This is a genomic window from Lentisphaera araneosa HTCC2155, assembly GCF_000170755.1.
Taxonomy (GTDB): domain Bacteria; phylum Verrucomicrobiota; class Lentisphaeria; order Lentisphaerales; family Lentisphaeraceae; genus Lentisphaera; species Lentisphaera araneosa.
The window spans coordinates 260,278-271,841 of record NZ_ABCK01000007.1 but is presented as its reverse complement, the minus strand read 5'-3'; the positions used below and the strand labels follow the sequence as shown (position 1 = coordinate 271,841).

Annotated in this window: 10 protein-coding genes; 6 read left to right on the top strand and 4 right to left on the bottom strand. The window is 43.6% G+C overall.

The genetic code is table 11. The features are described from left to right. Window positions 1-5: 5 nt before the first annotated feature. A complete protein-coding gene (nusA, locus tag LNTAR_RS09450) occupies window positions 6-1,247 on the bottom strand; it encodes a transcription termination factor NusA (RefSeq protein WP_007278464.1) in 1,242 nt (413 codons plus the stop codon). Between the two features lie 182 nt (window positions 1,248-1,429). Between nusA and LNTAR_RS09445 the strand changes: the two genes are divergently transcribed. The 4 genes from LNTAR_RS09445 to guaA all read left to right on the top strand — a co-directional run bounded on the left by LNTAR_RS09445 (window position 1,430) and on the right by guaA (window position 5,738). Next, window positions 1,430-1,969: a hypothetical protein gene (locus LNTAR_RS09445; RefSeq protein ID WP_007278463.1), complete on the top strand. Its 540-nt coding sequence runs from the start codon at window positions 1,430-1,432 to the stop codon at window positions 1,967-1,969. Between the two features lie 12 nt (window positions 1,970-1,981). Beyond that, complete coding sequence (locus tag LNTAR_RS09440) at window positions 1,982-2,842, top strand: carbon-nitrogen hydrolase (RefSeq protein ID WP_007278462.1); 861 nt, start codon at window positions 1,982-1,984, stop codon at window positions 2,840-2,842. A 2-nt stretch (window positions 2,843-2,844) separates the two neighbouring features. Continuing rightward, entirely contained in the window at window positions 2,845-3,834 is a 990-nt protein-coding gene (locus tag LNTAR_RS09435) for an agmatine deiminase family protein (RefSeq protein WP_162026381.1), read from the top strand. 98 nt (window positions 3,835-3,932) lie between these two features. Then, window positions 3,933-5,738 carry a glutamine-hydrolyzing GMP synthase gene (gene guaA / locus LNTAR_RS09430; RefSeq protein WP_157473456.1) on the top strand — a complete coding sequence of 602 codons (1,806 nt, stop codon included), beginning with the start codon at window positions 3,933-3,935 and terminating at the stop codon, window positions 5,736-5,738. Between the two features lie 67 nt (window positions 5,739-5,805). Here the strand turns inward: guaA and LNTAR_RS09425 are convergent, their stop codons facing one another. Continuing rightward, the gene (locus LNTAR_RS09425) at window positions 5,806-6,264 is read right to left on the bottom strand and encodes a YehS family protein (RefSeq protein ID WP_007278459.1); all 459 of its coding nucleotides are present in this window, start codon (window positions 6,262-6,264) and stop codon (window positions 5,806-5,808) included. A gap of 738 nt (window positions 6,265-7,002) precedes the next feature. On the opposite strand from LNTAR_RS09425, the gene LNTAR_RS09420 reads away from it, so the two are divergent. Both LNTAR_RS09420 and LNTAR_RS09415 read left to right on the top strand, forming a co-directional pair. After that, window positions 7,003-8,769, top strand: coding sequence for a lysophospholipid acyltransferase family protein (locus tag LNTAR_RS09420; protein ID WP_007278458.1), 1,767 nt, complete (start codon window positions 7,003-7,005; stop codon window positions 8,767-8,769). A 302-nt stretch (window positions 8,770-9,071) separates the two neighbouring features. After that, window positions 9,072-9,680, top strand: a complete 609-nt coding sequence (locus LNTAR_RS09415) for an RNA polymerase sigma factor (protein WP_007278457.1) — start codon at window positions 9,072-9,074, stop codon at window positions 9,678-9,680. A 37-nt stretch (window positions 9,681-9,717) separates the two neighbouring features. Here LNTAR_RS09415 and LNTAR_RS27165 read toward each other — a convergent pair whose 3' ends face one another. Together LNTAR_RS27165 and LNTAR_RS09410 are read right to left on the bottom strand one after the other, a co-directional pair. Then, the gene (locus LNTAR_RS27165; protein ID WP_007278456.1) at window positions 9,718-9,873 is read right to left on the bottom strand and encodes a hypothetical protein; all 156 of its coding nucleotides are present in this window, start codon (window positions 9,871-9,873) and stop codon (window positions 9,718-9,720) included. A gap of 102 nt (window positions 9,874-9,975) precedes the next feature. Beyond that, window positions 9,976-11,373: a sulfatase family protein gene (locus LNTAR_RS09410; protein WP_007278455.1), complete on the bottom strand. Its 1,398-nt coding sequence runs from the start codon at window positions 11,371-11,373 to the stop codon at window positions 9,976-9,978. Window positions 11,374-11,564 lie beyond the last annotated feature (191 nt).

Genomic DNA, 11,564 nt, shown 5'->3' with positions numbered 1-11,564 from the left:
ACCTCCTATTGGAGTCTTGATTTTGCGTATTCTATAATTTCAGTGGCGTGGTCAGCTTCAATTCCAGCTTCAACCAAATCATCTGTCGACGCTTCAGAAACGCCCTCGAGTGAAAGGTAGCCGCCATCAATCATCATGCGTGCTTTGCCTTCATCCATATTGGGGAGCTTCATCATTGTCTGATAAGCTTCTTGGATATGTTCGTCAAAAGTAATCTCTGTATCGTAAACATATTTTTCCACTTCGATATCCCAGTCCATAAGCTCTTCTGTAAGGCGAATATTTTCACCATCACGACCCACAATTGACTTGTAGGATTCTTCGCTTACGAGAAGTTTAATGAGGCGGCCATCTTGGTCGATCTCAACTTCTTCAATTGGATTAGGTTTGAAAGCTTCACGAACGTACTCTTCTTCATCTTCGCTGTAACCGATGATATCGAGCTTTTCGTTGTTGAGTTCTTGGCAGATCGTTTTTACTCGTGAACCGCGGATACCGATACAGGCACCTACTGGATCAAGTGAATCTGAAGCTACAGCAATCTTAGTACGGAAACCCGCCTTACGTGCTACAGCTTTGATTTCTACAAGACCATTTGTGATCTCTGTCACTTCGCGTTCAAAAAGCTTAGTTACAAGTTTCGCGTCCGTTCTAGAAAGAACAATACTTGGACCCGATTTGCGTTCATCAATCTCTTTAAGAAGTGCTGTGATGTGGTCGCCATTATCAAAACGTTCGCGAGGTACGCGATCCATTTTACCTAAGCCACCTTGGGCACGACCGAAGTCAACAATAAGCTCGTTCTTTTCAAAGTGACGAACTGTACCTGAGATAAGTTCACCAACCATATCTGAATACTCTTCAACAACGCGCTCTTTTTCGAAAGTACGAAGGCGTTGCATAATTGCTTGACGTGTATTCTGAGCTGCAATGCGGCTCATTTGATCTTGCTGAAGCGTCCACTTGACTGTGTCGCCAATAGCTACTTCATCACCGTATTCTTTTTGAGCTGAAGCCAAGTCAATTTCATGACGCTTGTCAAAAACTTCTTCAGCGATAACTACATCAGCAATAATTGTCACATCACCCGTACGGCGATTAATCTCAACCTTGATCTCTGATTCTTCACCAACCTCTTTCTCGTAGACCGATGCCATTGCATCTTCAATGAGGTCGAAAAGGATTGCCTTATCGATGGCTTTTTCCTGCTCAAGGTATTCAACCATTGCAACAAGTTCACTATTCATATTCCAATTCCTAACATTCAATTATTCATAAATCTAACCATACAAAAAGGGGGTTAAGAAACCCCCTTGCGTAATACAGGTTTAAAAAACTAGTGAATACGTTAATCTAAAAGGACTTTTTTGCAAACCCCTATAATATGTAAGACAAACTCTTTTATTAAGTAACTCAACACTTTTTTAATATGACTCAGCAAGACCAACAATTTCAAAATTTTTACGCCCCAAAACTCAGCCTCTGGAAATTAGCAACGGATGATATCCCAGCCTTTGCCGACGCACTCGCCAAACTCGACACCAAACAAGCTTATATTGCCTTTGATCGCTACACATGGTCTGAACTCAGCAGCGGACAAATGCCCTCACAACTGATGCCGAGTTTTTCTGCCGATTTTATCACCCTCACAGAAAGCAGCTCAGAATTCGAAGAGGCAATTGCGCCATTTGCCATAAAAAGCGAATGTATTGACGTCTCGGACTCATCAAAAGAACGTCTTGAATCCAGCGAAACGATCTCCGCAAGCGAACCTGATTTTAACGGATCTGTCTACTTAATCCTTGATGAAAAAAAAGAACTCACTCCTTGCACTGAAGCTTACGAATTTGAAGGCCAAGTTGAAGGCTGCTTTTTCCTCCCTTCCCAAGAACTCATCACTGAACTCACAGATCGCGTCAGAGACAAAGAAAGCATCACCATCGAAACTGGCCCAAAACTGCGCTGCTAAACAAACTTGACCATGCCTAAATTAGCCCTCCTCCAAAGTCGCGACTACGGCTCACCCGAAGCCAACAAAAAACAGCACCTCAAACTCATTGCGGATGCCGCGAAAAGTGGAGCCAACATCATTTGTACGCAAGAACTTTTCTTGAGCAACTACTTTTGTCGTGAGCAAAATACCGAACACTTTCAATACGCACAAAAAATTGACCAAGAACTCTTAGCAGACTTTCAACAATGCGCTAAAAACCATGGCGTCGTACTCGCACTCTCATTCTTTGAAGAAGCTCTCAACGGAGTCTACTACAACACTTCAGTGATAATTGATGCCGATGGGACTTACCTAGGTAAATACCGAAAATTACACATCCCCCAAGATCCTTATTTTGAAGAAAAATTCTACTTCACTCCCGGCAATTTAGGCGTCCCCGTCTTCGAAACCCAATTCGGTAAAATATCACTCATCATCTGCTGGGATCAATGGTTCCCCGAGACAGCCCGCCTCGCATGCTTAGCCGGCGCCGAAATCATTCTTGTTCCAACTGCTATTGGCTGGCTGCCCGACGAAAAAGAAGAACACGGAGCTCAACAAGCTCATTCTTGGACACAAGTTCAACTGGGACACGCAGTTGCCAACGGCTGTTACTACGCCGCTGTCAATCGTGTCGGCATTGAAGAACCCATTCAGTTTTGGGGTCAATCTTTCATCTCAGATTTTTATGGTCAAACACTTGCCCAAGCTAGTTCAAATGAAGAAGAAATCCTTTTTGCCGATCTCGACCTAAAACAACTTCGCGAACATCGCCAAATCTGGCCCTTCTTTCGCGACCGTCGCATCGACGCCTACGATCAACTCAAACTCAGAGCGATTGAAAAATGAGCATGCCCGCCGAATGGCATCCTCAATCCGCCATTTATCTTGCTTGGCCCTGTTCAGAAAAACTTTGGCCAAATTCACGACCGCATATTTTTGCGGAGTTCGCAAAGCTCGTAGAAACCATTGCGCCACACACAGCCGTCAAAATCCTCTGTGAAAAATCCCATCAAGACCAAGCGCTAGCACATTTAAGCACAAGAGACAACATCACCCTCATTGATATCAAAACCGATGACGTCTGGATCCGTGATTACGGACCAATTTTCACTTACAGCCAAAGCGATCAAACACAACTTTTAAGCTGGCAGTTTAACGCTTGGGGCGGGAAGTTTGCGGACTTCGTAAATGACAATGCCGTAGCTCAGCAAATAGCTGACCACTCCTCTCTGCAACTCACAAAAAGCAAGTTCAATTTTGAGGGGGGCGCCATCGACACCAACGGAGCAGGACTCGGCATCACCACCAAGAGCGTCATCCACAACATCAATCGCAATCCAGCCGAGCAACAAGCAGACGTGACGCAGGCCATAAAAACTCACTACGGCCTAGATGAACTCATTATCTTAGATGACGGACTCATCAATGATGATACGGATGGGCACATTGATAATATCACGCGCTTCTTTAAAGAAAGAGGCATACTAACTTGCACTTGCGACGCCACGAACCCAAACTATACACAGCTCCAAGCAAACCTAAAAGAGCTAGAGAAATTCCGAACCCCCAATGGCGAAGGACTCGAAATCCTCGAGCTTCCGCTCCCCGACCCCATCTTCCACGAAGGCGAAATCCTGCCTGCTTCTTATACGAATTTCTTAATCTCAAACAAGGCTGTCTTCATCCCATCCTTTGATCAGAAAGAAAATGATTTACGCGCTCAAAACATTATTCAGAACTGCTTCCCCAACAAAAAGATAATTCCCATTGATTGTAGAATATTCATCCTCGAAGGCGGCGCCATCCACTGCCTAAGCCAGCAAGAAATTAGCCCCTAAAAACCTTTCGCTTTTTAGCCTCTATTCGCTCTTCCAAATAGCTTGTATTTAAGTGCATGCGCACTACCTTCCCCTTTCTTAATTTTTAACTATCTGGAATAACGACAATGGATAAAATCGGTGTCTTGGATTTTGGTGGACAATACGCTCACCTTATCGCCAACCGCGTACGTCGAATGGGTGTTTACTCAGAAATCGTTTCCCCTACTGCTGAACTCAGTACTCTCAGCTCATACAAGGGTCTCATTTTTTCTGGCGGCCCTTCGAGTGTTTATGCTGAAAACTCTCCCTCATTCAACAAAGATATACTCAACTTCAATGGTCCAATCTTGGGCATTTGCTATGGCCACCAACTCATCTGCCAAACACTTGGCGGACAAGTAAAACCAGGCGAAGTTAAAGAGTACGGTATTGCGCGCGTCGCAAAATCTTTCGAATCCCCCCTCTACGAAGGCCTCGGTGATTCTGAAGTTATGTGGATGAGTCACGGTGATTCAGTGGCAGAAATCCCTGCTGGTTTCGAAATCACCGCCGCCACTCCCGATTGCCCAGTAGCATCCGTTCAAAATCTCGAGAAGAAAATTTTTGGCTTACAATTCCACCCAGAGGTCACCCACTCTGAGAACGGATTGAAGCTCATGAAGAACTTCCTCAAACAATGTGGCTGCAGTTTCGAATGGGACATCAAAGCCTTCATGCAGCAAAGCATTGACAATATTCGTCATGAAAACGCCGGTAAAAAAGTTTTCTTACTCGTAAGCGGCGGTGTTGACTCAAATGTAGCATTCGCCCTACTCAACAAAGCCTTAGGCGACGAAAACGTCTACGGACTTCATGTTGACAACGGCCTCATGCGCAAAGACGAATCGGCATGGGTTAAAGAAGAACTCAAACAAGCGGGCTTCTCTAATTTCCACGTTGTTGACGCAGGCGATACTTTCCTCAAAAACCTTGCAGGCGTCAGTGAACCACAAGCTAAACGCGTCATTATTGGCGATACTTTCCTCGACGTGAAGTGTGAAGCTGTCGAAGAATCCGATCTCGTGGACGATAGCTGGCTACTCGGCCAAGGCACAATCTACCCCGACACAATTGAGTCCGGCGGAACAGAAAACTCACACCTCATCAAAACGCACCACAATCGCGTTGACCGCATTCAGGAACTCATTAATCAAGGCAAAGTGATCGAGCCACTCGCAGAACTCTACAAAGATGAAGTTCGTGAACTCGGTGAACTCCTTGGCCTCCCACACAAACTCGTTTGGCGTCACCCCTTCCCCGGACCAGGACTCGGCGTTCGCCTCCTCTGCTCCGACTCAGAAGGTAGTGAAGATTACTCAGAAGCCGAAGCTCGCATCAACACTTTCTTAGAAAAGTACAAGGTCACGGGTCGCATCCTTCCAGTAAAGTCGGTCGGTGTTCAAGGCGATGCCCGCACATATGCTCACCCTTGCCTCATCAGCGGCAAAGCCGATTGGGAAACACTCGAGGAAATTTCAACTTCACTCACCAACCGCTTTCCTGAAGTTAACCGCGTAATCTACAATGCTGGTGGCGATGACTGGAGTGGCGAAATCTTACTTCACAAATGCGACACTAATAAAGAGCGTCTCGACCGCCTCCGTGAAGCTGACCAAGTTGTTACTGATTACCTTTTCGATAAAGGCCTCTACGAAGATATCTGGCAAATGCCAGTAGCTCTCCTCCCAGTGGGTCGCACACTTAATGGTGAATCACTCGTTCTCCGCCCCATCAACTCTACTGAAGCGATGACGGCAAGCTTTTCGCGCATTCCGCAAAACCAACTCTCAGAGATGATTAGCGAAATTCGCAAAAAGGCCGAACTTGAAGGCGTCTTCTACGACGTTACCAACAAGCCTCCAGGAACCATTGAGTGGGAGTAAATCCTTTTCATCCATAGGCCACAAAAAAGCAGCTCACTCGGGCTGCTTTTTTATTGTAACTCATACTCTATTGACGTAAATACTTGTCCAAACCGACCATAAAACGACGTAAAAGCTGGCTTTGCACTTCCATGTAATTTCGATGTTTTTCATTGCGAAAGAAAGCGCTGAGCTCAGACTTCGAAATTGGCATATCTGCAAGGTCTAAAACCTTTAACATATCCGTATCACGCAATTCAAAAGCAATACGCAACTTGCGCAAAATCATATTGTTATCAAACTTCAGCTTCTTCTTTGGCGCATCGCCATCTCTAGGTCCACGCTTCCAAAGAATGACGCCATCGAGAAAGGCTTCACAGTCCTTCGCTGAACACTCTACATAATCCTCATCATCTTCTCGCTTCAGGTACTGATCGAGGACTTGCTCGCTTACTGTGCGACCACCTTTTTCACAAAGCTCGATAATTGCCTCATTATTTATATTGAGCGTGAAACGCAGACGACGTAAAACATCATTATGAGTCATGGAGTATTCCTAATTAATTCTCCTCATCCTAAAGCCTCTAAAGCGATCGTCCACACAGAGGCTAAAAAGAATCAAAAATCAGCTCACAACACACTGACATACACTTTCAGACGAAAAACAAAAATTTAATCAATTATTCAAGCCTTCTAAGGGAAAATACTTTTTTATAAAACTCTTTGAACATAACTAACCCATAGTCAATTTAAGAAGTGCCCAAAGGCTCCCAAGGGCTTTGAGAAAAACTGAGTAGAGACCATATCTGGAAAAAGCTGGCTCGTCATTTTCGTACGTATGGTCCTATGGATAACTGGAAAAAAATGGCGTTCAAGTAAAGTTGTACACGTAGATAAAGGTACATATTTGTACAAAAGTAACCATACCTTAAGATAAACTCCAAGTCAAAACAAAAAACTGGACTACAAATTCCAGTGTCATTTAACATAAAGTATTGAATAACTATAACTTGGATAAATAATCCGAGCATTATATTGGTTAAATTTTGAAATAAAATGGTTGAATTCTCAACTCATTTCTTAACAAGAATTTACTTATTTTTACATTTTGAACAGAGAGTCACAACACGAGCTTAACAAGTTTAAAGATCTCCTAACATAAGGCCTTTTTAAGCTTCTTATTTTTAATAATGCACTCACAAAAAATTAACCTCACTCCTTTTAATTATAATCAATAAACAGGAATTCGGAGAAATGATCTCCACTAAACAAATGAGGATTTTTTGTGATTAAGGCTGAAAAAGATAATGTGAAAATCGGTATCGAATCTCTTCTCGACAAAGAGCAAAATAAACTTCTCAGTTTAACGGCTCCCGTTTTTAATAAAGTTCTGAGTATTGATAAGCTCAATGATATTTATCAACAAACTAGGCATGTCAAAGAAACCAAAAAATTTGTCGAAAGCTTCTTCGAAAAAATTAATCTCACCGTAAAAGTTAAAAAAGAACAAATCGCCAATATCCCTAAAGATGGGCCGGTAATGATTGTCGCCAACCATCCTTACGGTGGCATAGATGGAATGATGCTCATGGGCATCCTCAAAGATCTTCGCCCCGATATAAAAGCTCTTGCCAACAAATTCATTTCACAGATTGATCACTTTAACCAAGACTGTTTTTTTGTCGACGCCTTCTCTAAGGGTAGCGATCAAAACCGCAAACCACTTATGGATTCAATCAAGTGGCTGAAAAAGGGCGGACTTCTCGCTGTCTTCCCCGCAGGTTCAGTGGCCAATTTTAAACCTCAGTATGGCAGCGTTAGTGATGACGATTGGAACCCAGGAATTTTCCGCATTGCCAAAATGACTGGTGCCACAGTAGTGACCATGCACTTCTCCGGACGTAACAGCCTACTTTTTAACGCTATGGGAGCTGTTCACCCCGCCTTTCGTACGGCACTTCTTCCAAGAGAATTTGCCAAAAAAGGGCGCAAAGTCACTATCAGCATCGGTAAACCCATCCCCCCAAGTTCAATCAAGCGTTGGGATGACGATGATCGTGGCATCAATTACCTACGCCTTCAAACTCTTCTTCTGGGGGAGAAAGTTAATAAGAATAAGGATTTTGATTATAGCAATACTGATCAGGAACCAATCATTCAAGAAATTGATAGAGAGAAACTCAATAAAGAAATTGAATCTCTCCCCGCTGATTGCCACCTCTTAAGCTACAAAGATATCGAGGTCTATTGCGCCACCATGAAGCAAATGCCTCAAACAATGTTGGAAATTGGTCGCCTGCGTGAAATCACTTTCCGTCAAGCAGGAGAAGGCAGTGGATTCTCATGTGATATAGACAAGTTTGATAAACATTACTATCAACTCTTCATGTGGAATCGCGTAGAAAAAGAAGTAGTTGGCGCTTATCGCATGGGGCTTGTCGACAAGCTTGTGGATAAGGGTGGCATCAAAAAACTCTACACATCCAAATTTTATCGTTATACAGATAACTTTATCGCAAAACACAAAAATGCTGTTGAACTTGGGCGCTCTTTTGTACGTCCAGAATATCAACGTAAACCATTCTCTTTACTTCTTCTTTGGAAAGGAATCGGGACTTGGATAATGAGAAACCCAAGCTACCGCTACCTCTTCGGTGGTGTATCTGTTAGCTCACTCTACTCACCACTCTCACGAGCTGTTATTGCCAGTTCACTAGTGAAAGATGAGTATAAACTTGAGCCTTGCGATAAACGCAAATCTCTTAAATTGAGTAAAGAAGCGTATTCACTCTGCCGCAGACTTCAAGTTTCCAATCCAGAGGAACTCTCTTCTCTGATTAAACATTTAGAAGCTGATGGCAAGGATATCCCCCCTCTCATCAAGCACTACATGAAGATGGGCGGCACCTTTTCTTCCTTCTCCATTGATGAAGAATTTGGAGGCACCCTAGATGGTCTTATCCTCGTCGACCTCCCTAATTCGCCTATAAAGTCTTTAAAAAATTACTTGGGCGATAATTACCCTGAGTACACTAAAAGACACCTCGACTAAACCTTCGTCGCTCTCGCTTACAGATTAAACTTGATTTCTGAGCCCCTCCTGTTTACATTAATCGAAACCGGAGAGACTTATGAAAACTATTGTTCAATTGCCCCATACTGAAAAGAGAAGTAAAAATTCTAGCTTAGTCATTGTCACTTTACTGATGCTATTGCTCGTCAGTCTATTACCCTTTTATTACTACCTAACGCGAGCAATTTCATAAAAATAATGAATAAAAATGATAGGTAGATGGCTTATTTGTAAACTAAATCCACTTGTAGACGTAGTGTAGTTTACAACAAGGGTAATGAATGAACAAAGACAATCCACAACACATGACACGTGCCACTCTACTTGAGCGCGTGCGCCTGCAGCACGACGAGAAGTCGTGGGAGGAATTTGTCTTTTATTATCGTCATTTCATCTATATCATTGCTCGGCGCCTCAATCTTCGTCATCACGATGCAGAAGAAATTACCCAAGCAGTACTCTTTAAACTTTGGAATAAGCTTCCCGAATTCGACTACGACAAGACTTCTCGTTTCCGTTCCTGGCTTTATTTAGTCACTAAAAACACGGTTCGTGACTTCTGTCGGAAGCAAAGTCGAAAAACGGAACTCCAAGACCAAGCAAGTCATTCTGAACTATGGGACTTGGGCAAGCAAATTAGCGAACATCAAATCGAAGAAATTGCCGAAAAAGAATGGGAAAACTATATCTATAATATGGCCCTCGAAAATATTGCTCCGAGCTTCTCTGAAAAGATTATTTCCATCTTTAAACGCCTCGCAGCAGGCTCACTCCCCAAGCAATTGGGTGAGGAACTCGATATTCCTGCTAACACCATTGCGGTTTATAAAAAACGCGTCATGACCAAGCTCAAAGACGAAGTCGCTCGCCTCAAAAGAGAACTGAGTTAAAAACTTGAATGCCTGGTCAAGGACTGGCAAGTCCTTGCTAGGGGAGCTCGAGGGGGACAGCGCCCCTCTCCTGTGCAAAGCACCCGCACTTAATCTCTAAACCATCCGCCAGTTGAGGGTGGCAACCCTCACAGCGTTCGGGGCTGCCCCCGAGTAACACCATATCAGAAATCACTGGTAATTTTATACTCATAAACCTCTCCTTAAACCATCCGCCAGTTGAGGGTGGCAACCCTCACAGCGTGCGGGGCTGCCCCCGAGTACCACAATATGAGAATACCTCCCGATACCCCTCTTATTTTTTGCGCTTCTTATTCTTCCCGTGTTCACCGCCCATTCTGCCGCGATAACCTGCATTATATTTGCAATTATTGGGATTCCAGCCGAAGAGTTGTGGTGCATTATTTGCTTGCCAAGCATCGTGACGTTTTTGCATATCTTGAGCTTTTTCGGGATACTGACTCACGAGGTTGTTCGACTCATAGGGATCTTCTTCTAAATTAAAGAGGTAAGTTTTACCTGCTTGCTTAAGGTACTTCCACTTATTATCTCGGATGGCAATATTTGCGTTATTCGCCCAATAGAGGTTTCGGTCATCAAAATCAGATTGATTCTTTAAGTAGGGAAGAAGATTGCGACCATCTAACTTATATTCATCCTTGATTTCAACGCCCGCAGCGGCGAAAATTGTGTGGGCTAAATCGATGGAGTGCACTGGAGCTTCTAAGGCTTTTGTTTGTGCGGGAATTTGTGCTTTCCATTGCACTGCATAGGGAACGTGGAGCCCACCGTCAAAGACCGTGTTTTTCTCTCCACGGTACTTACCATTAAAAGAATAATTCCCCTTGAGTTTACCACCATTATCCGAAGTAAAGAAGATAATTGTATTTTCCTCGAGACCTTCCTTACGAAGTTTTTCGAGTACCAAACCAATATTATCATCCATTGATTTTAGCATGGCCAAACAAAGGGCACGGTTTTCAGGTTTGATATGTTTGAATTGATTGGTGTATGATTTGGGTGCCTGAAGTGGACCGTGAACCGCATTAAAGGAGAGGTAGAGGAAGAAAGGCTCGGTTTTATGGCGATCGATAAACTCGACCGCTTCGCGACCAAAAGCTTCGGTCATGTATTCTCCGCTATTTTCAACGCGCTTATTCTCACGGTGGACGGCTCCCCATTCATCCACGGTATGATTTTCGCCTTTGAGAACCCAGTTATTAATCGCGCCATTATTGAAGCCATAGAACTCTTGAAAACCACGATTATAAGGCCAAAACTTGTGTTGATCGCCATCGTGCCATTTCCCCACCATGCCCGTCGCATAGCCCTCTTTCACAAGGATTTCAGGAATCAATTTTTGACTCAGTGGCAAGCCCGCTTCCACATCTTTATTTAAAGTAAAGGGACCGATATTATCATAATAGCCAAAACGCTGCTGATAACGCCCCGACAATAAGCCCGCACGTGAGGGCCCACAAACGGGTGCCGCCGAGTAGCCATTTTGAAACCAAGCACCACTTTGAGCAATGGAGTCAATATGCGGCGTCGTGGTCTCTTTTAAAGTACCATGATAACTCACATCACCATAACCCAAATCGTCCGCTAAAATAACAATGATATTGGGTTTTGCGGCGCTCGCACTCAGTGAAGCAAGTACAAAACATAAAAACTGCAGAGCAAGATTTCTCATTAAATCGTATCCTTTATAAATTCTATTTTAAGGTACTACGCCCCTGCTTTTTATTATATGACGACTCACTCATTATTTTCTTACTTCCCACCCTAAGTCATTATTCTGATCTCACACGCTAAAGCCATACTATGTTTTCCCTGGGAGCTCGGCATTCAAACGACTTCTAAATGTCAACTCTCGAGTCAAAT

Excerpts from the sequence above, each read along its gene's own strand:
- LNTAR_RS09440 (WP_007278462.1), top strand. The coding sequence starts at position 1,982 with ATGCCTAAATTAGCCCTCCTCCAAAGTCGCGACTACGGCTCACCCGAA.
- LNTAR_RS09410 (WP_007278455.1), bottom strand. The coding sequence starts at position 11,373 with ATGAGAAATCTTGCTCTGCAGTTTTTATGTTTTGTACTTGCTTCACTG.
- LNTAR_RS27165 (WP_007278456.1), bottom strand. The coding sequence starts at position 9,873 with ATGAGTATAAAATTACCAGTGATTTCTGATATGGTGTTACTCGGGGGC.
- nusA (WP_007278464.1), bottom strand. The coding sequence starts at position 1,247 with ATGAATAGTGAACTTGTTGCAATGGTTGAATACCTTGAGCAGGAAAAA.
- LNTAR_RS09425 (WP_007278459.1), bottom strand. The coding sequence starts at position 6,264 with ATGACTCATAATGATGTTTTACGTCGTCTGCGTTTCACGCTCAATATA.
- LNTAR_RS09415 (WP_007278457.1), top strand. The coding sequence starts at position 9,072 with ATGAACAAAGACAATCCACAACACATGACACGTGCCACTCTACTTGAG.
- LNTAR_RS09445 (WP_007278463.1), top strand. The coding sequence starts at position 1,430 with ATGACTCAGCAAGACCAACAATTTCAAAATTTTTACGCCCCAAAACTC.
- LNTAR_RS09435 (WP_162026381.1), top strand. The coding sequence starts at position 2,845 with ATGCCCGCCGAATGGCATCCTCAATCCGCCATTTATCTTGCTTGGCCC.